This is a genomic window from Streptomyces taklimakanensis, from assembly GCF_009709575.1.
GTDB lineage: Bacteria > Actinomycetota > Actinomycetes > Streptomycetales > Streptomycetaceae > Streptomyces > Streptomyces taklimakanensis.
Genome location: NZ_WIXO01000001.1, coordinates 4,692,910 through 4,713,098 on the forward strand (window position 1 = coordinate 4,692,910; position 20,189 = coordinate 4,713,098).

Sequence of the window (20,189 nt, forward strand, 5' to 3'; positions counted from 1 at the left end):
CGCGGGTACCCCGGACCTCGGGCGGGGCATGACCGCGGAGCGGCCATGTACTAGAGTTATCTCGACATCGAGATATCTACCGAGAGACGTACCGCCGCCGCGTCCACCGACCCGTCCGGGTTAGGTGAACCTGAGCGAGGGGGCCGCGGCCCCGGGCGGCAGGATCGCGGTGGTACGCGCGAAACTCATGCACCGAAGGAGACTGTCGTGTCGGCGAACAGCTTCGACGCCCGCAGCACGCTGCAGGTGGGCGACGAGTCGTACGAGATCTTCCGGCTGGACAAGGTGGAGGGCTCCGCTCGCCTCCCGTACAGCCTGAAGGTCCTCCTGGAGAACCTCCTCCGCACCGAGGACGGCGCGAACATCACCGCCGACCACATCCGGGCCCTGGGCGGCTGGGACTCCCAGGCGCAGCCCAGCCGGGAGATCCAGTTCACGCCGGGCCGCGTGATCATGCAGGACTTCACCGGCGTCCCCTGCGTCGTCGACCTGGCCACCATGCGCGAGGCCGTCAAGGAGCTGGGCGGCGACCCCTCCAAGATCAACCCGCTGGCCCCGGCCGAGCTGGTCATCGACCACTCCGTGATCGCCGACAAGTTCGGCACCCCGAACTCCTTCCAGCAGAACGTGGACCTGGAGTACGGTCGCAACCGCGAGCGCTACCAGTTCCTGCGCTGGGGGCAGACCGCCTTCGACGAGTTCAAGGTCGTCCCGCCCGGCACCGGCATCGTCCACCAGGTGAACATCGAGCACCTGGCCCGCGTGGTCATGGTCCGCGACGGCAGGGCGTACCCCGACACCCTGGTGGGCACCGACTCGCACACCACCATGGTCAACGGTCTGGGCGTGCTCGGCTGGGGCGTCGGCGGCATCGAGGCCGAGGCCGCCATGCTCGGCCAGCCGGTCTCCATGCTCATCCCGCGCGTCGTCGGCTTCAAGCTGACCGGCGAGCTGCCCACCGGCACCACCGCCACCGACCTGGTGCTCACCATCACCGAGATGCTCCGCGAGCACGGTGTGGTGGGCAAGTTCGTCGAGTTCTACGGCGAGGGCGTGGCCGCCACCTCGCTCGCCAACCGCGCCACCATCGGCAACATGTCGCCGGAGTTCGGCTCCACCGCCGCGATCTTCCCGGTGGACGACGAGACCCTGAGGTACCTGCGCCTGACCGGCCGCTCCGAGCAGCAGGTCGCCCTCGTCGAGGCGTACGCCAAGGAGCAGGGCCTGTGGCTGGACCCGGCCGCCGAGCCGGACTTCTCCGAGAAGCTGGAGCTCGACCTCTCCACCGTGGTGCCCTCCATCGCCGGCCCCAAGCGCCCGCAGGACCGCATCGTGCTGGCCGAGGCCGCCGAGCAGTTCAAGAAGGACGTGCGCAACTACGTCTCCGCCGGCGTCACCGGCGGGGAGGCCCGCAAGCCGGGCGTCCCGGCGCAGGAGCAGCCCAAGGGCGTGGCCTCCCCGGTGGACGAGGCGAGCGCCGAGTCCTTCCCGGCCTCCGACGCCCCGGCCTACGGCCACCAGGAGAACGGTTCGGGCGCCCCGCACCACACCGACGGCCCGGCCGAGGACGTGCCCTCCAACCCGGTCACCGTCACCGCCCCCGACGGCACGACCTACGAGCTGGACCACGGCGCCGTCACCGTCGCGGCCATCACCTCCTGCACCAACACCTCCAACCCGTCGGTGATGGTGGCCGCCGCGCTGGTGGCCAAGAAGGCCGTCGAGAGGGGCCTGACCCGCAAGCCGTGGGTCAAGACCACCCTGGCCCCGGGCTCCAAGGTCGTCATGGACTACTACGACCGGGCCGGTCTCACCCCGTACCTGGACAAGATGGGCTTCAACCTCGTCGGCTACGGCTGCACCACCTGCATCGGCAACTCCGGGCCGCTGCCGGACGAGGTCTCCCGGGCCGTCAACGAGGGCGACCTGGCCGTCACCTCGGTGCTCTCCGGCAACCGCAACTTCGAGGGCCGGATCAACCCCGACGTCAAGATGAACTACCTGGCGTCCCCGCCGCTGGTGGTGGCCTACGCCATCGCGGGCTCGATGAAGGTGGACATCACCCGCGAGCCGCTCGGCACGGACAAGGAGGGCAACCCCGTCTTCCTGAAGGACATCTGGCCCTCCGAGCAGGAGGTCGACGACGTCGTCGCCTCCGCCATCGGCGAGGACATGTTCTCCACCTCCTACCAGGACGTCTTCGCCGGCGACGCCCAGTGGCAGGCGCTGCCGGTGCCCACCGGCGACACCTTCGAGTGGGACCCGGAGTCCACCTACGTCCGCAAGCCCCCGTACTTCGAGGGCATGGGCATGGACCCGGAGCCGGTGCAGGACATCTCCGGCGCCCGCGTCCTGGCCAAGCTGGGCGACTCGGTCACCACCGACCACATCTCCCCGGCCGGCGCCATCAAGGCCGACACCCCGGCGGGCCGGTACCTCACCGAGCACGGCGTGGCCCGTCGTGACTTCAACAGCTACGGCTCCCGCCGCGGCAACCACGAGGTCATGATCCGCGGCACCTTCGCCAACATCCGGCTGCGCAACCAGATCGCACCGGGCACCGAGGGCGGCTACACCCGCGACTTCACCGTCGAGGGCGGGCCGGTCTCCTTCATCTACGACGCCTCCCAGAACTACCAGGCCGCCGGCATCCCGCTGGTCGTCCTGGCGGGCAAGGAGTACGGTTCCGGCTCCTCGCGCGACTGGGCGGCGAAGGGCACCGCGCTGCTGGGCGTCAAGGCCGTCATCGCCGAGAGCTACGAGCGCATCCACCGCTCCAACCTGATCGGCATGGGCGTGCTCCCGCTGCAGTTCCCCGAGGGGCAGTCGGCGGAGTCGCTGGGCCTGACGGGTGAGGAGGCCTTCTCCATCAGCGGCATCACCGCGCTCAACGAGGGCGACATCCCGCGCACGGTCAAGGTCACCACGGACACCGGGGTGGAGTTCGACGCCACCGTCCGGATCGACACCCCGGGCGAGGCGGACTACTACCGCAACGGCGGAATCATGCAGTACGTCCTGCGGTCCCTGATCCGCAAGTGACGCGCGCGTCCCCTCCGGCCCCGCGAGGGGCCGGAGGGGACGCGTTCACCCCGTGACGGCGGCGCCGTACCTCCCTTGGTGGGAGGTGCGGCGCCGCCGCGTTTCCCCCAGGTCTCAACTCGGGAAAGACTGGCACCCGAACGCGCACCGATCTTGCCTCCGGGAAGGGGAGTGGACTATACCTGTCGGCGTCCGAGCGGTCATATGAGAAGACAGGGTCGTGGGCCCCGGGAGGACGGGCGTCGGGAAGGACCCGCGCAACCACGGACCCGGCGCACCTCCGTACAACTCAGCTTCAACTCATCAGCGGTGCCCGGCGGTTCCAGGACACCGCCGGAGTCCTGGAGAAGGCGAGGACCTGAGCATGGGATCCACCGACGTCAACCGTCGTGATCTGATCAAGAGGGCCGCCGCGGCGGGTCTGGTGGCAGCTCCCGCCATGGGCGTGCTCTCCGCCTGCGCCAGCGGCGGTGGAGCGGGCCAGGAGAAGGTGGAGAAGGCCGAGAAGACGGACCGGAACCCGCTCGGAGTCAACAAGAGCGCGCCGCTGGAAGTCGTGATCTTCAACGGCGGCTACGGCGAGCAGTACGCCCTGGACGCCGAGAAGGTCTACGAGCGCGACTACGGCCGGGTCAAGCACTCCGCGACCCAGAAGATCCGCACCAAGATGCAGCCGCGGATGGTCAAGGGCAACCCCCCGGACGTCATCAACAACTCCGGCGGCGAGAACATGGACATCGCCTCGCTGATAGAGGACGATCAGGTCGCCGACCTCGGACCGCTGCTGGACGCTCCGTCCCTCGACGACCCCACCCGGAAGGTCCGGGACACCCTCATGCCGGGCACGATCGAGAAGGGCCGGTTCGGCGGCGAGGAGATGTACCAGCTGAACTACTCCTACACCGTCTACGGCACCTGGTACTCCAAGACGGCGCTGGAGAGGCTGGACGTCGAGTACCCGAAGACCTGGGACGAGATGCTCGCGGTCTGCGCCAAGGCCAAGAAGCAGGGCCTCGCGGGGTGGACCTACGCCGGCAAGTACCCGTACTACCTGACCTTCGCGATGTACCCGTTCATCGCCAAGATCGGCGGACGCGAGGTCATCAGGGCGATCGACAACCTGGAACCGGACGCCTGGCGACACGAGTCGGTCAAGAAGGCCTTCGAGGCCTACCACGAGCTCCAGGCCAAGGGCTACGTCCTCAAGGGGACTCCGGGGATCGACCACATCCAGTCGCAGACCCAGTGGAACAAGGGCAGGGCGCTGTTCATCCCCAACGGCTCCTGGGTGGAGAACGAGGCCAAGGAGACCACGCCCGCGGACTTCGAGATGGCCGTGGCGCCGCCGACCGGCCTGGACTCCTCGGACGCCATGCCCTTCGGCACGATATGGGCCGAGGCCAGCGAGCCCTTCATGGTCCCGGCCAAGGCGAGGAACGTGCCGGGCGGCATGGAGTTCCTGCGGATCATGCTCGGCAAGGAGTCCGCGCAGAACTTCACCCGGTTGGTCTCCGCCCTGTCCTGCGTCAAGGGGGCGACCGAGGGTCTCGAACTCCGGCCCGGGCTCGCCTCGGCCATGAAGGTCCTGGAGGAGGCGGGCGACAACGTGGTCACCCCACGGATCCACGACTGGTACCTCCAGCTCCACAAGGAGAGGATCGGCGGCGCCATGGCGGCGATGATGGCCGGTGACATCACCCCGAACGAGGCCGTCGAACGGTGCCAGCGGGCGACGGACGAGACGCGCGAGGACGACTCCATCAGGAAGTACAAGCACACCTGATCCGTCGCGCGCGGCGTCCGGACGGGTCAACAGCGGATACGGAGCGGGGCGGCATGGCGAACGACGTCCGGGCGGCGGACAGGGACACCGCGGTACCGACACCCCGGGGGCGAGCGGAGACGCCCCCCGGCAGGGGCCTGCTGCTCGCGGCGGCGCTCGTGCTGCCGCCCCGCCTCACCCCGGCGGGGGTGAAGAACGACCGGCGCTACCGGAGCATCGACAAGTACCGCTTCGTCTGCTGGTTCCTGTCGGTGCCGCTGCTGGTCTACGGGATCTTCGTGATCTCGCCGTTCCTCCAGGCCTTCTACTACTCGCTGACCGACTGGTCCGGCTACAGCAGTCGGTTCGGCTTCGTCGGCCTGGACAACTACTCCCGGATGCTGGACGACTCCGACTTCTGGGCGTCGATCCGGCACAGCGTCCTGCTGCTGGTCGTGGCACCCGTGGTGACCCTGGGGCTCGGGCTGTTCTTCGCCTTCATGCTGCAGGCCGGCGGACGGCGCCGGAGGGGCGAGGCCTTCTCGGGCGTGCGGGGGGCGAAGTTCTACAAGATCGTCTACTTCTTCCCGCAGGTCCTCTCCGTGGCGATCGTCGGGGTCGTCTGGGGTGCGATGTTCGACCCCATCACCGGCCCGATCAACGAGGTCCTGCGGTCGGTCGGTCTGGGGTCGCTGGCGCGGAACTGGCTGGCGAACCCCGACATCGCCCTGCTGTGCGTCCTGTTCGTGCTCTGCTGGATGTTCGTCGGCTTCTACGTGGTCCTGTTCTCCGCGGCCATGGGATCCGTGCCCGGGGAGATCCACGAGGCGGCCCTGCTGGACGGGGCCGGACGCTCCACGACCTTCTTCCGGGTGACCCTTCCGCTGGTCTGGGACACCGTGCACACCGGATGGATCTACATGGGCATCCAGGCCCTGGACGCCTTCGCCATCGTGCACATCATGACGATCAATCAGGGCGGGCCCGGGAACTCCACCCTGGTCACGCCGGTCTACCTGTACAAGAAGGCGTTCGACGTCGGCCAGGCCGGCTACGCCACGGCCGTCGGCGTCGTGCTCCTGGTCGTCACCATGGTCTTCGCCGCGGTCATGATGCTGTTCGGCCGGCGCGAACGAATCGAGTACTGACATGAACGGGGAGGCCGAGCAGTGAGCGCAACCAAACCCGCGCCCGTGGAGGAGGCCGCCACGGCTCCCGGCCGGCCGGTGGGAGGAGCCGGGGAGGGGCCGAGGAGGAAGCACGGCAAGGGAGGCACCCTCAACGTCTTCTCCGGCGCCTTCCTGGTGCTGTGGGTGGTCATGGCGGCGGGGCCGCTGGTCTGGGTGATGGTGAACTCGCTCCGGGAGTCCGGCGAGATCACCGGCAACCCCTTCGGGTGGCCCTCGGCGCTGAGCCTGGAGAACTTCGCCAACGCCTGGTCCGAGGCGAACATCGGCACCTACACCCTGAACTCCCTGATCGTCCTGGCCGGTTCGCTGCCCGGCACCATGCTGCTGGGCTCCATGGCCGCCTATGTGATCGCCCGGTACACCTTCCCCGGGAACCGGGTCGTCTACCTGCTGTTCGCGGGCGGCATGATGTTCCCCATCATCCTGGCGGTCGTGCCGCTGTTCTTCGTGATGGACAACTTCTCGCTGCTGGACACCCGGCACGGGCTGATCATCGCCTACATCGCCTACTCGCTGCCGTTCACGACGTTCTTCATGACCTCGTTCTTCCGGACGCTGCCCGGCAGCGTCGCCGAGGCGGCCACCATCGACGGGGCCTCGCACAGCCGGATCTTCTTCCAGGTCATGTTGCCGATGGCCAAGCCGGGGCTGATCAGCATCGGCATCTTCAACTTCCTGGGGCAGTGGAACCAGTACTTCCTGCCCCTGGCGCTGAACTCCACCGACGAGGACAAGGCCCTGCTCACCCAGGGGCTGGCCGAACTGTCCGTGAACCAGGGGTACCAGGGCGACTGGGGCGCCCTCTTCGCCGGTCTGACCATCGCGATGCTCCCCATCCTGGTGGTCTACATGGTCTTCCAGCGCCAGGTGCAGGAGGGACTCACCGCGGGCGCCGTCAAGTGACGTGACCCGCCCGCCCCGCGGTGCGCTCGTCCGCCGACCGGTCGACGGACGAGCGCACCGGAACCGCCACCGCGACGTCGGTCGCGGTCCCCCAGGGGGTGCGTCCTCCGCCGGCGGAACCTCCCTGCCCGCCGCTGTCGACGGTCGCGCCGAACCTCACGCACCCGGCCCCTGGTGTACCGGGTGACCGCGGCGTAGCGGCCGTACCGACCCGCGTCCATCACGTGGGACTCGGAGCCGCCGCCACCGCTCCGGTGGTCGGGGCGGGCGCGGGTCTTCGCCGGAGCGCCGGCCACGACACGGAAAAGGCGACGGGAAGGGGCTCCGCCGCACCGGAAGCGGTGCCGTGAAGCCACCCTGTGATCACTCTCCGTCCGGAACACGCGCCGAGCGTCCACCCCGCTCAAGGTCTTGACGGGAGATAACGGTTCAGGCTGTCCTTGGAGTTCACGTGTTGGAGACAAGCCGCGCCCGGGTGGGTGGGAGCGGTCGAACGGGTGGGCCGTCGAGCCGCCCGTTGAGGCGGGAGTGGTTGAGTCGTGGAGACTCCGGGGTCGCAGTCCTCTCTGCACCGGGCCAATCTGGAGCGGGTGGTACGAGCCGTGCGCATGGCGGGTTCGCTCACCCAGGCGGAGATCGCTCGCACCACCGGACTGTCGGCGGCGACGGTCTCCAACATCGTCCGGGAGCTGAAGGACAACGGCACCGTCGAGGTCACCCCGACCTCCGCCGGAGGCCGTCGGGCCCGCAGCGTCTCGCTCTCCGGCGACGCCGGGATCGTCGTCGGCGTCGACTTCGGCCACTCGCACCTCCGGGTGGCCATCGGCAACCTGGCCCACCAGGTGCTCGCCGAGGAGTCCGAGCCGATCGACGTGGACGCCTCCGCCCCCCAGGGCTTCGACCGGGCCGAGCAACTCGTCGAGCGACTGATCACCGCCACCGGCTTCGGCCGCGAGAAGGTCATCGGCATGGGCCTGGGCGTGCCCGGCCCCATCGACGTGGAGACCGGCGCGCTGGGCTCCACCGCCATCCTGCCGGGCTGGGCGGGGGCCAACCCGCGCGAGGAGATGGCCGCCCGGCTGGGCGTGGAGGTGCACGTCGACAACGACGCCAACCTCGGCGCGCTCGGCGAACTGGTGTGGGGCAGCGGGCGCGGCGCGCGCGACCTGGCCTACATCAAGGTCGCCAGCGGTGTCGGCGCGGGACTGGTGATCGACGGGCGGATCTACCGGGGGCCGGGCGGCACGGCCGGGGAGATCGGCCACATCACCCTGGACGAGTCCGGGCCGGTGTGCCGCTGCGGGAACCGCGGCTGCCTGGAGACGTTCGCCGCGGCCCGCTACGTTCTGCCGCTGCTGCACTCCAGCCACGGCCCCGACCTGACCATGACCGAGGTGGTCAGGCTCGCCCGGGCCGGCGACCTGGGCTGCCGGCGGGTGGTGACCGACGTCGGGCGGCACGTGGGCAGTGGCGTCGCCAACCTGTGCAACCTGCTCAACCCCAGCCGGATCGTGCTCGGGGGCGACCTGGCGGAGGCCGGGGAGCTGGCGCTCGACCCGATCCGCGACTCCGTCTCGCGCTACGCCATTCCCAGCGCGGCCCGACGGCTGACGGTGGTGCCCGGTGCGCTCGGCGGGCGGGCGGAGGTGCTGGGCGCCCTGGCGTTGGTGTTGAGCGAGATGGGCGACTCCACGCTGTTGGACGGTTCGCCGGTCGCCACCGGGTCGGTGCCCGCGGCCGTGACGTCGGTCGGGGTCTGAGCGCCGCCGGGGCCCGGCCCGGTGGGAGCGGACCGGGCCCCGGCGAGAGTTGGTTCACGAGGGGACGACGGATGGACGACGGGCAGGTGATGTGCGAGCCGTGAACGGCCGGCCGGGGGCCGGAGGAACAGCGGGACGCCCGCCGGTGGTCGGAGAGCGCTCCCACATCCGTTTCGTGCCTTTCCGGTACCGATGCGCGGCCGTCATGTGATCGTCATGCGGCCGTCATCAGCCACGCTGCGTTCATCTTGTTCACGCATGGCATCGTTGCTGTCTCGTTAAGAATTTACTTCTTGACGGCAGGTGGTGACTCCGAGTTGACTTCCAGCCACCTCGGCCGCAGTGACGCGGCCTCGTCAGGGAGGTTCTGGATGAACACGCATCTGCGTCGTGCCGCCGTGGCCGTGGCCGCGACCGCCATGGCCGTCTCGCTCGCCGCCTGCGGCAGCGCCAAGGAGGCCGGAGGCGACGACGGCTCCGGCGGCGGCGAGAAGAAGAAGGACGGACCGCTGACCATCGGCCTGCTGCTGCCGGAAGACCAGACGGCCCGTTACGAGAACTTCGACAGACCGCTCATAGAGAAGCGGGTCAAGGAGCTCTGCTCCGACTGCGAGGTCAGCTACGTCAACGCCAAGGAAGACGCCTCGACCCAGCAGCAGCAGATGAACTCGATGATCACCAAGAAGGTGGACGTGATCATCCTGGACGCGGTGGACGCCAAGTCCATCGCCGGGTCGGTCACCAAGGCCGACGAGGCCGGCATTCCCGTCGTCGCCTACGACCGCCTCGCCGAGGGCCCGATCTCCGCCTACACCTCCTTCGACAACGAGGAGGTCGGCAGGGTCCAGGCCAACGCCCTCCTGGAGGAGCTGGGCGACAAGGCCGACAGCGGCCAGATCGTCATGATGAACGGGTCGCCGACCGACCCCAACGCCGCCATGTTCAAGAAGGGCGCCAAGTCCGTCCTCGACGGCAAGGTCAAGGTGGGCAAGTCCTACGACACCACCGGCTGGAAGCCCGACGAGGCCAACAAGAACATGAACGGCGCCCTCGCCTCCCTGGGCAAGGAGAACATCGTCGGCGTCTACTCCGCCAACGACGGCATGGCGGGCGGCATCATCACCGCCCTCAAGGGCGCCGGCGTCGACCCGCTGCCCCCGGTCACCGGTCAGGACGCCGAGCTGGCGGGCGTCCAGCGCATCGTCGCCGGCGAGCAGTTCATGACGGTCTACAAGCCGTTCCAGCCCGAGGCGTACACCGCCGCCGAGATGGCCGTGGCCCTGGGCCGCGGCGAGGACCCGAAGGCGGAGACCACCGTCGACAGCGCCACCACCAAGGGCGTGCCCGCCACCCTGATCAAGCCGATCTCGGTGACGATCGACAACCTCGAGGACACCGTGATCAAGGACGGCCTCTACGAGGTGGAGGAGATCTGCACGCCGAAGTACAAGGCGGCGTGCGAGAAGGCCGGTCTGCTGTAACCGAGCCGCACCCGGCCCCTCGACCCCTCCGGTGCCCGCGCCCCCCGGCCCCCCGCCCCGGGCGCGGGCACCGGACGATCCCCACCACCCCGTACCGTCCTAGGAGTTGGTTCACGTGTCCGCTACGCCTGTACTGGCGTTGCGCGGAATCTCCAAGCGATTCGGAGCCGTCCAGGCGCTCACCGATGTCGATCTGGAGGTCCACGCCGGTGAGGTCGTCGCCCTGGTGGGCGACAACGGCGCCGGAAAGTCCACCCTCGTGAAGACGATCGCCGGCGTCGGCCCCGCCGACGAGGGCGTCTTCGAGTGGGAGGGCAGGCCCGTCGAGGTCAACCGCCCCCACGACGCCCAGGACCTGGGCATCGCCACCGTCTACCAGGACCTCGCCCTGTGCGACAACCTGGACGTCGTCGGCAACCTGTTCCTCGGCCGCGAGATCATCCGTGCCGGAGTCCTCGACGAGATCGAGATGGAGCGCCGCGCCCGGGAACTGCTCGACACTCTGTCGATCCGCATCCCCAGCGTCCGCATCCCCGTCGCCTCGCTCTCCGGCGGCCAGCGGCAGACCGTCGCCATCGCCCGCTCGATGCTGGGCGAGCCCAAGCTCGTCATCCTCGACGAGCCCACCGCCGCCCTCGGCGTCGAGCAGACCGCCCAGGTGCTCGACCTGGTGGAGCGACTGCGCGAGCGCGGCCACGCCGTCATCCTCATCAGCCACAACATGGCGGACGTCAAGGCGGTCGCCGACAAGGTGGCGGTGCTCCGACTCGGCCGCAACAACGGCGTCTTCGACGTCGCGACCACATCGCAGGAAGAGATCATCTCCGCCATCACCGGCGCCACGGACAACGCCGTGACCCGCCGCAAGGCGCGTACCGCGGGGAGCCGACCGTGAGTGAGACCAACCTTTCCAAGACCCCGACCAGCGCGACCGCCGGGACCGGGGCGGCGGACGGCGACGGGAACGGCGCCGCCAGGAACGCCGCGCCCACCGTCGACCCCAGGCTGCTGGTGCGCGAGGAGGGCCTCGCGGGCTACTGGAGCGACTTCAAGCGGAAGATGCGCACCGGCGAGCTGGGCTCGGTCCCGGTCGTCGTCGGCCTCATCATCATCTGGGGCATCTTCCAACTGCAGGACTCGGCCTTCCTCTCCGCCGAGAACCTCTCCAACCTGTCGGTCTACATCGTCGGCACCGGCCTGATCTCCGTCGGCATCGTCTTCGTGCTGCTGCTGGGCGAGATCGACCTGTCGGTCGGCTCGGTCAGCGGTCTGGCCTCCGCCGTCTTCGCCGTGCTCGCCGTCAACAACGGCGTGAACGAGTGGTTGGCGGTCCCCCTGGCCCTGCTCACCGGCGCGGCGGTCGGCGCCTTCCACGGCTTCTTCTTCGCCAGGATCGGCGTCCCGGCCTTCGTGGTCACCCTCGCGGGCCTGCTCGCCTGGAACGGTCTGATGCTGAAGGTGCTGGGCACCGACGGCACCATCAACCTGGACCGCGACGGCCTGGTCGGCACCCTCTCCAACCACTACTTCACCGACATCTCCGTCGCCTACGGCACCGCCGCGGTCGCGGTCGGCGTCTTCTTCGCCACCCAGTTCCTCGGCGCCCGGCGCCGTACGGCGGCCGGTGTCCCCGCCCGCCCGGTGAGCGAGATCGTGGTGCGCACCGCGGTCCTGGCCGTCCTGGCCTTCGGCGCCGCCCACATGCTCAACCAGTACCGGGGCATGCCGCTGGCGCTGCTGATCTTCCTGGTCGTGCTGGTGTCGCTGGACTTCGTACTCCGGCGCACCTCCTACGGCCGCAAGGTCTTCGCGCTGGGCGGCAACACCGAGGCGGCCCGCCGCGCCGGCATCAACGTCGAACTCGTCCGCGTCTCGGTCTTCTCGATCGCGGGCACCATGGCGGCCTTCGGCGGACTGATGATCGCCTCCCGCATCCTGGCGGCCAACCAGGGCGCGGGCACCGGCAACCTGCTGATGGAGGCCATCGCCGCGGCGGTCATCGGCGGCACCAGCCTCTTCGGCGGGCGCGGCTCGGTGTGGTCGGCCCTGCTGGGCATGTTGGTGATCGGCTCGATCGCCAACGGCATGGCCCTGCTGGGCATCGCCGCCGCCGTCCAGTACATGATCACCGGAGCCGTGCTGCTGGCCGCGGTCGTCATCGACTCGGTCTCCCGCCGCACCCAGCGCTCCGCGGGCCGCACCTGACGCCGCGGCCGCCAGGCCGGTCCGTCCGGCCGCCGTCCACGGCCACGACCCGCCCGGTGCCGGGCCCCGCGTTCGCGACGGGGTCCGGCACCGCCGTGTGGTGCGGGTTCGTCGTCCGGCCGGTACCGTCGGACCGGCGGGAAGGAGGCGCCCCCCGCACGGTCGGGTGGCGGGAACATTAGACTCGTCGGATCGGCACCAGCCCGTACGGCTCGACCAGCAAGGAGGCACGGGTGGCTCTGCTGACCCGCATCACGGGACCGCGCGATCTCGACCGGCTGACCCCCGAACAGCTCGACCAGCTCGCCCGGGAGATCCGGACCTTCCTCGTCGACGCGGTCTCGAAGACCGGTGGCCACCTGGGGCCCAACCTGGGCGTCGTCGAGCTGACCATCGCCCTGCACCGGGTCTTCGACTCCCCGAAGGACAAGGTCCTCTTCGACACCGGCCACCAGAGCTACGTTCACAAGCTGCTCACCGGGCGCCAGGACTTCTCCCGGCTCCGGGCCAAGGGCGGCCTGTCCGGCTACCCCTCGCGGGCCGAGTCCGAGCACGACGTCATCGAGAACTCCCACGCCTCCACCGTGCTGGGCTGGGCCGACGGCCTGGCCAAGGCCAACCAGGTACTGGGCCACGACGACCACGTCGTCGCCGTCATCGGCGACGGCGCGCTGACCGGCGGCATGGCCTGGGAGGCCCTGAACAACATCGCCGCCGCCAAGGACCGTCCCCTGGTGATCGTCGTCAACGACAACGAGCGCTCCTACGCGCCCACCATCGGCGGTCTGGCCAACCACCTGGCCACCCTGCGCACCACCGACGGCTACGAGCGCTTCCTGGCCCGCAGCAAGGAACTGCTCAACCGCACCCCCGTCGTCGGCAGGCCGCTGTACGAGACCCTGCACGGCGCCAAGAAGGGCATCAAGGACGTCATCGCCCCGCAGGGCATGTTCGAGGACCTGGGCCTGAAGTACGTCGGCCCCATCGACGGCCACGACATAGCGGCCCTGGAGTCCGCCCTGACCCGCGCCAAGCGCTTCGGCGGCCCGGTCATCGTCCACTGCCTGACCGAGAAGGGCCGCGGCTACCAGCCCGCCGTCCAGGACGAGGCCGACCGCTTCCACGCGGTGGGCGTCATCCACCCCGACACGGGCCTGCCGGTGGCGGCCGCCGGCCTGGACTGGACCTCCGTCTTCGGCGAGGAGATGGTCAAGCTCGGCCACGAGCGCTCCGACGTCGTCGCCATCACCGCCGCCATGCTCCAGCCGGTGGGCCTGCAGAAGTTCGCCGAGACCTTCCCCGACCGCGTCTACGACGTGGGCATCGCCGAGCAGCACGGCGCCGTCTCGGCGGCGGGCCTGGCCACCGGCGGGCTCCACCCGGTCTTCGCCGTCTACGCCACCTTCCTCAACCGTGCCTTCGACCAGGTGCTGATGGACGTGGCCCTGCACAAGTGCGGGGTGACCTTCGTGCTGGACCGGGCCGGAGTCACCGGCACCGACGGCGCCTCCCACAACGGCATGTGGGACATGTCGATCCTCCAGGTCGTCCCCGACCTGCGGATCGCCGCGCCGCGCGACGCCGACCAGTTGCGCGCCCAGCTCCGCGAGGCCGTCGAGATCGACGACGCACCGACCGTCGTCCGCTTCTCCAAGGGCGCGGTGGGCCCGGCGGTCGCGGCCGTGGGCACCGCCGGCGGCATGGACGTGCTGCGCGATCCGGGCGACGCCGCGGCGGGCCGGCCGGACGTGCTGCTGGTCTCGGTCGGCGCGCTGGCCCCGATGTGCCTGGAGGTCGCCGACCTCCTCGACAAGCAGGGGATCTCCACCACCGTGGTGGACCCGCGCTGGGTCAAGCCGGTCGACAAGGCCCTGCCGTCGCTGGCGGCCCGCCACCGCGTCGTGGTCACCGTCGAGGACAACAGTCGGGCGGGCGGCGTCGGTTCGGCGATCGCCCAGGCGCTGCGCGACGCGGGCGTGGACGTGCCGCTGCGCGACTTCGGCATCCCGCCGAAGTTCCTCGACCACGCCTCCCGGAACGAGGTGCTCGCCGAGATCGGGCTGACCGCCCCGGACATCGCCCGCCAGGTCACCGGACTGGTCGCCAAGCTCGACGGCCGGTACGGCTCCGAGGACGCCGAGGAGCGGGCCGCCGGCGCCGCCCGCGACTGAGGCACCGGCCCCGACGCGCCTCCCCTTCCCGATCGTCCGACCGCCCGCTCCGCCCGGCCTCCCCGGGCGGAGCGGGCGGCACGGTTCCGCACCCGTCCCCGGACGCGCCGCGCCCCGTGGTGCCCGCAGGACGGCCGAGGGGGCCGGGATAGGTTGTAGCCCATGCCGACCGCCTCCGATCCGACCCGGACGTCCGTACGGGTGCGGGCCGCCAGTCCGGCACCGCCCAGGACCGCGTGGGTACCGGGCTCCCGCGACCGCCGATCGGCCGACGCCGTCGTCCACCGGCCGCCGTCCGGGCCCACCACCCGGCCGCGCCCGTTCTGGCCGTGGCTGCTCCCGGTGCTCGGGCTGCTGGCGGCGCTCACCCGGATCCCGTCCTTCCGGCGCCCGCTGTGGAACCCCGACGAGGGCTTCCTCGCCACCCAGGCCCGGATGCTCGCGGACGGCGGGGTGCTCTACGACACCGTCGTGGACCGCAAGCCGCCCCTGCTGCCCTGGCTGTACCAGGGGGCGTTCGCCGTCTTCGGCGACGCGTCGCTGTGGCCGTTGAAGGCGGCGGCCGTCGTGGCCGTGGCGGCGACCGCCGCCCTGCTGGCCTCCATCGCCCGACGCCGCTGGGGCGAGCGGGCCGGCTGGACCGCCGGAGTGCTGTACGTGCTGGTCTCGGTCGGTCTCAATCCCGAGGACGCCCAGGCGGCGAACTTCGAGGTCTTCACGCTGCCGTTCACCGCGGCGGCCGTCTGGTGCGCCGACCGGCGGCGCTGGGGCGCGGCCGGACTCGCGGTGGCCGGGGCCTTCCTGGTGAAGCAGACCGGCGGCGCGGTGCTGCTGCCCGCGGTGTTCCTGTTGTGGCGCGCGGTGCCGCCGGGCGGCGGGCGGCGGGCGGCGCTGGCCCGGCTCGGCGCCTGCTTCGCCCTCCCGGTGGCCGCGGTGGCCGTGGCCACCGGGTGGCGGGGCTTCGTGTTCTGGACGATCACCGGCTCCGGCTCGTACGCCTCCTTCACCGGTTCGGAACTGCACGTGCTCGGCCGCGGCCTGCTCAACACCGCGATCCTGGCCGTGGGCTGCGCGGGGCTGCTGCTGCCGCTGGTGGCGGTGGCGCGCGCCCGAACGCCGGGCCGATACCGCGTCCTGACGGCCGATCTGTGGGTGTGGGCGGCGGCGTCGGCGGTGGCGGTGCTCTCCGGCTTCCACTTCTTCGGGCACTACTACCTCCAGTTGATGCCGCCGCTGGTCCTGCTGGGCACCGGCGCCCTCCACCTGCTGCCCGTCGACCGGCTGCTCCGGTCGGCGCTGTGCTCCGCGCTGACGTGTGCGGCGTTCCTGGGCTGGGGCGTGGTGGCCGACAGCACGGAACTGGATCACGTCCGACGGGTGGCGGACGCCGCGCGCCGGTACGCGGGGCCGGAGGAGAAGGTGCTGTTCTGGGGCATGCACCCGGAGAGCTACTGGTTCGCCGATCGCGCCCCCGCCAGCCGCTACCTGACCGCCGGACTGCTCACCAACTTCAGCGGCGGGCGGGACGGGCACCGGGTGGGCCAGCGGTACGGGGTCGAGGGGAGCTGGCCGGTCTTCCGCGCCGAGCTGGACGAGGACCCGCCGAAGGTGATCGTCGACGACTCGCGCGGCAGGTCCTACGCGCCCTCCCGGATGCCGTCCCTGCGCTACGTCCTGGCGGCGCGCTACGAGCGGGTGGAACGGGTGGACGGCGCGGTGGTGTACGTCCGCTCGGAGCGTTAGGGCGCCGGACCCCGCTCAGCGCACCGAACGGGGCCCGGCCACCTCGGCGCCCAGCGCCCGCACCCGGTCCCGCAGCTCCCGGTCGGCGGTGACCACGGTGCAGGGCCGGCCTCGCCCCTCGGCGGCCACCAGTTCCACGATCCGGTCGTCACCGCTGCCGGGGGCCGCCACCACCCGCACCCCGGGCACGGGGCCCACACCGCGCGCGGCGCCCTCCACGACGAGCACGATCTCCTCGTCCCCCTCCCGCGCGGCGAGCGCGTCCCGCAGCCGCTCGGCCGCGCCGCGCCGGTCCCGCCACCAGCCGTCCGGCACCGAACCGACGACGTTGGCGGCGTCCACGACGAGCAGAGGGCGTTCGATCATGCGTCCAGGGTGTCACGGCCGCCGGGGCCCGGCCCCGGACGCCCCGCGAGCGTGCTCCCGGCGGGTCGCCCCGGCGGGGGAGGGGCGGGACAGGCCGGCACCGACGGCGCCCGCCCGCACACGGGGTGCGGACGGGCGCCGTGGGACGGTGGTGCGGGAGGCGGCCTCCCGCACCGGTCGACCGGTCAGTTCGGGACGCTCGCCACGCCCGGTGCCAGGAACCGCTTGCCGGTGACGCGCTCGGAGACGCCCTCACGGTCCAGGTACGGCGTGATGCCGCCCAGGTGGAAGGGCCAACCGGCGCCGGTGATCAGGCACAGGTCGATGTCCTGCGGCTCGGCGACGACGCCCTCGTCGAGCATCAGGCGGATCTCCTCCGCGATCGCGTTCAGGGCGCGCTCGCGGACCTGCTCCTCCGTCAGGACGGTGTCGCCGGTCTCGAAGAGGGCGGCGACCTCCGGGTCCAGCTCCGGCTTGCCGGAGTCGTACACGTAGAGGTTGCGCTTGCCCGCCCCGACGACGCGGCCGAGGTTCTCCGAGACGCCGAAGCGGTCGGGGAACGCGGCGTTCAGGGTGCCCGCCACATGGTGGGCGACGGCCGGGCCGACCAGTTCCAGCAGGACGATCGGCGACATGGGCAGGCCCAGCGGCGCCAGCGCCCGATCGGCGACCTCGACGGGGGTGCCCTCGTCGATGGAGCGCAGCACCTCGCCCAGGAAGCGGGTGAGGATCCGGTTGACGACGAACGCCGGGGCGTCCTTGACCAGGACGGCCGTCTTCTTCAGCGACTTGGCGACCGCGAAGGCCGTCGCCAGCGAGGCGTCGTCGGTCCGCTCGGCACGGACGATCTCCAGCAGCGGCAGGACGGCGACCGGGTTGAAGAAGTGGAAGCCCACGACCCGCTCGGGGTGCTTGAGCTTGCTCGCCATCTCGGTGACCGACAGCGAGGAGGTGTTGGTGGCGAGGATGGCGTGCTCGGGCACGACCGCCTCGACCTCGGCGAACACCTGCTGCTTGACGCCCATCTCCTCGAAGACGGCCTCGATCACGAAGTCGGCGTCGCCGAAGGCCTCGGCCTTGTCCAGCGCACCGGTGACCAGGGCCTTCAGCCGGTTGGCCGTGTCCTGGTTCACGCGCCCCTTGAGCAGGAGCTTGTCGATCTCCTCGTGGACGTAGGCGACGCCCTTGTCGATCCGCTCCTGGTCGATGTCGGTCAGGACGACCGGCACCTGGAGGCGGCGGACGAACAGCAGCGCCAGTTGCGAGGCCATCAGCCCCGCGCCGACCACGCCGACCTTGGTGACCGGGCGGGCCAGCGACTTGTCGGGGGCGCCCGCCGGTCGCTTGGCGCGCTTGTTCACCAGGTTGAAGGCGTACAGGCCGCTGCGCAGCTCGCCACCCATGATCAGGTCGGCCAGGGCGCGGTCCTCGGCCTCGAAGCCCTGCCGCAGGTCGCCGTTCTTGGCCGCCGCGATGATGTCCAGCGCGCGGTACGCGGCCGGGGCCGCGCCGTGCACCTTGGCGTCGGCGATGCCGCGGCCGCGGGCGACGGCCCGGTCCCAGGCCTCACCGCGGTCGACGTCCGGACGGTCGACCTCGATCTCGCCGCGGAGCACCGAGGCGGTCCAGATCAGGGACTGCTCCAGGAAGTCGGCGCCCTCGAAGATGGCGTCGGCGATGCCCAGCTCGTGGACCTGCGGGCCCTTGAGCTGCTTGTTCTGGTTGAGCGAGTTCTCGATGATCACCGAGACCGCGCGGTCGGCGCCGATCAGGTTGGGCAGCAGCGCGCAGCCGCCCCAACCGGGCACCAGGCCGAGGAAGACCTCGGGCAGGGAGAAGGCCGGGATGGCCCGCGAGACCGTGCGGTAGGAGCAGTGCAGGCCGATCTCGACACCGCCGCCCATCGCCGCGCCGTTGTAGTACGCGAAGGTGGGCACGGCCAGGGAGGACAGGCGCTTGAAGACGTCGTGGCCGCCCTTGCCGATGGCCAGCGCGTCCTCGTGGCGCCTGATGACCTCGACGCCCTTGAGGTCGGCGCCGACGGCGAAGACGAACGGCTTGCCGGTGACGCCGACGCCGACGATCTCGCCCTTGGCGGCCTCGGCCTCGACCTGGTCGATCGCCTTGTCCAGGTTGGCCAGCGACTGCGGGCCGAGGGTGGTCGGCTTGGTGTGGTCGTGGCCGTTGTCCAGGGTGATCAGCGCGAAGCGGCCGGCGCCCTGGGGAAGGTCGAGGTGACGTACGTGGGCGGTGGTGACGACCTCGTCCGGGAAGAGGTCGGCGGCGCCCTTCAGAAGTTCGGCGGTGCTGCTCACTTGCCCTCCCAGTGCGGGTTCTCCCAGATCACGGTGCCGCCCATGCCGAAACCGACGCACATGGTGGTCAGGCCGTAGCGGACGTGCGGCTGCTCCTCGAACTGCCGCGCGAGCTGCGTCATCAGGCGGACGCCCGACGAGGCCAGCGGGTGGCCGAAGGCGATGGCGCCGCCGTACCGGTTGACGCGCGGGTCGTCGTCGGCGATGCCGTAGTGGTCCAGGAAGGCCAGCACCTGGACGGCGAACGCCTCGTTGATCTCGAACAGGTCGATGTCGCCGATCGACAGACCGGCCTTGGCCAGGGCCTTCTCGGTGGAGGGAATCGGGCCGATGCCCATCACCTCCGGCTCCACGCCGGCGAAGGCGTAGGAGACCAGGCGCATCTTGACCGGCAGCTCCAGCTCCCGGGCCACGTCCTCGGCGGCCAGCAGGGAGGCGGTGGCACCGTCGTTGAGGCCCGCGGCGTTGCCCGCGGTGACCCGACCGTGGGTACGGAAGGGGGTCTTCAGGCCCGCGAGCTGCTCCAGGGTGGTGCCCGGACGCATCGGCTCGTCGGCGGTGGCCAGACCCCAGCCGGCCTCGCCACCCGAGGACTCGGCCGCCTCGGCGGTGCGACGGACGGAGACCGGTACCAGGTCGGCCTGGATCCTGCCGTCGGCGTACGCCTTGGCGGCCTTCTCCTGGCTGCGCACCGCGTACTCGTCGGCGCGCCGCCTGGTGATGTGCGGGAAGCGGTCGTGGAGGTTCTCCGCGGTCATCCCCATGAACAGGGCGGACTGGTCGACCAGCTTCTCGGAGACGAAGCGCGGGTTGGGGTCCACGCCCTCGCCCATCGGGTGACGGCCCATGTGTTCCACGCCGCCGGCGACCACGACGTCGTACGCGCCGAAGGCGATCGACCCGGAGGTGGTCGTCACGGCGGTCATGGCACCGGCGCACATGCGGTCGATGGAGTAGCCGGGCACGGTGCTCGGCAGACCGGCCAGGATGCCCGCGGTGCGGCCGATGGTGAGGCCCTGGTCGCCGATCTGGGTCGTCGCGGCGATCGCGACCTCGTCGACGCGCTCCGGGGGCAGGCTCGGGTTGCGGCGCAGCAGTTCCCGGATGCACTTGACGACCAGGTCGTCGGCGCGGGTCTCGTGATAGATGCCCTTCGGGCCCGCCTTGCCGAACGGGGTGCGGACGCCGTCGACGAAGACGACGTCCCTAGCGGTACGAGGCACGTTGGCTCTCCTCCAGGGGTGCGGTGGT

General features: G+C 70.9%; 13 protein-coding genes. 10 read left to right on the plus strand and 3 right to left on the minus strand.

Going from position 1 to position 20,189, the window contains the following annotated elements; translation table 11 throughout:
- The first annotated feature begins 207 nt into the window (after positions 1–207).
- The 10 genes from F0L17_RS20645 to F0L17_RS20690 all read left to right on the plus strand — a co-directional run bounded on the left by F0L17_RS20645 (position 208) and on the right by F0L17_RS20690 (position 16,257).
- On the plus strand, positions 208–3,042 hold the full coding sequence (locus F0L17_RS20645) for an aconitate hydratase AcnA (protein ID WP_162466497.1): 2,835 nt from the start codon (positions 208–210) through the stop codon (positions 3,040–3,042).
- Positions 3,043–3,406: 364 nt separating this feature from the next.
- Positions 3,407–4,825 carry an N-acetylglucosamine/diacetylchitobiose ABC transporter substrate-binding protein gene (ngcE, locus tag F0L17_RS20650; protein WP_155072221.1) on the plus strand — a complete coding sequence of 473 codons (1,419 nt, stop codon included), beginning with the start codon at positions 3,407–3,409 and terminating at the stop codon, positions 4,823–4,825.
- A 53-nt stretch (positions 4,826–4,878) separates the two neighbouring features.
- Positions 4,879–5,952 (plus strand): carbohydrate ABC transporter permease, encoded by a 1,074-nt coding sequence (locus tag F0L17_RS20655; protein ID WP_155072222.1) that lies wholly within the window; start codon positions 4,879–4,881, stop codon positions 5,950–5,952.
- Between the two features lie 21 nt (positions 5,953–5,973).
- Complete coding sequence (locus tag F0L17_RS20660; protein WP_162466498.1) at positions 5,974–6,897, plus strand: carbohydrate ABC transporter permease; 924 nt, start codon at positions 5,974–5,976, stop codon at positions 6,895–6,897.
- A 539-nt stretch (positions 6,898–7,436) separates the two neighbouring features.
- A complete protein-coding gene (locus F0L17_RS20665; RefSeq protein WP_162466499.1) occupies positions 7,437–8,657 on the plus strand; it encodes an ROK family protein in 1,221 nt (406 codons plus the stop codon).
- 371 nt (positions 8,658–9,028) lie between these two features.
- Complete coding sequence (locus F0L17_RS20670) at positions 9,029–10,138, plus strand: ABC transporter substrate-binding protein (protein WP_155072223.1); 1,110 nt, start codon at positions 9,029–9,031, stop codon at positions 10,136–10,138.
- Positions 10,139–10,244: 106 nt separating this feature from the next.
- Positions 10,245–11,033, plus strand: coding sequence for an ATP-binding cassette domain-containing protein (locus F0L17_RS20675; RefSeq protein WP_155072224.1), 789 nt, complete (start codon positions 10,245–10,247; stop codon positions 11,031–11,033).
- The gene (locus tag F0L17_RS20680; protein ID WP_338018156.1) at positions 11,030–12,343 is read left to right on the plus strand and encodes a sugar ABC transporter permease; all 1,314 of its coding nucleotides are present in this window, start codon (positions 11,030–11,032) and stop codon (positions 12,341–12,343) included. Before F0L17_RS20675 ends, F0L17_RS20680 begins: the two co-directional genes overlap by 4 nt.
- A gap of 233 nt (positions 12,344–12,576) precedes the next feature.
- Positions 12,577–14,514, plus strand: a complete 1,938-nt coding sequence (dxs, locus tag F0L17_RS20685) for a 1-deoxy-D-xylulose-5-phosphate synthase (protein WP_162466500.1) — start codon at positions 12,577–12,579, stop codon at positions 14,512–14,514.
- 162 nt (positions 14,515–14,676) lie between these two features.
- A complete protein-coding gene (locus F0L17_RS20690; RefSeq protein WP_155072225.1) occupies positions 14,677–16,257 on the plus strand; it encodes an ArnT family glycosyltransferase in 1,581 nt (526 codons plus the stop codon).
- 15 nt (positions 16,258–16,272) lie between these two features.
- On the opposite strand, the gene F0L17_RS20695 is transcribed toward F0L17_RS20690, so the two are convergent.
- The 3 genes from F0L17_RS20695 to F0L17_RS20705 all read right to left on the minus strand — a co-directional run bounded on the left by F0L17_RS20695 (position 16,273) and on the right by F0L17_RS20705 (position 20,161).
- Entirely contained in the window at positions 16,273–16,623 is a 351-nt protein-coding gene (locus F0L17_RS20695; protein ID WP_155072226.1) for a PIN domain-containing protein, read from the minus strand.
- Between the two features lie 185 nt (positions 16,624–16,808).
- A complete protein-coding gene (locus tag F0L17_RS20700; RefSeq protein WP_162466501.1) occupies positions 16,809–18,938 on the minus strand; it encodes a 3-hydroxyacyl-CoA dehydrogenase NAD-binding domain-containing protein in 2,130 nt (709 codons plus the stop codon).
- Complete coding sequence (locus F0L17_RS20705) at positions 18,935–20,161, minus strand: acetyl-CoA C-acyltransferase (protein ID WP_162466502.1); 1,227 nt, start codon at positions 20,159–20,161, stop codon at positions 18,935–18,937. Before F0L17_RS20705 ends, F0L17_RS20700 begins: the two co-directional genes overlap by 4 nt.
- Positions 20,162–20,189: the final 28 nt, after the last annotated feature.

Coding starts and splice junctions, on each gene's coding strand:
- F0L17_RS20690 (WP_155072225.1), top strand. CDS start 14,677: ATGCCGACCGCCTCCGATCCGACCCGGACGTCCGTACGGGTGCGGGCC.
- ngcE (WP_155072221.1), top strand. CDS start 3,407: ATGGGATCCACCGACGTCAACCGTCGTGATCTGATCAAGAGGGCCGCC.
- F0L17_RS20655 (WP_155072222.1), top strand. CDS start 4,879: ATGGCGAACGACGTCCGGGCGGCGGACAGGGACACCGCGGTACCGACA.
- F0L17_RS20695 (WP_155072226.1), bottom strand. CDS start 16,623: ATGATCGAACGCCCTCTGCTCGTCGTGGACGCCGCCAACGTCGTCGGT.
- F0L17_RS20670 (WP_155072223.1), top strand. CDS start 9,029: ATGAACACGCATCTGCGTCGTGCCGCCGTGGCCGTGGCCGCGACCGCC.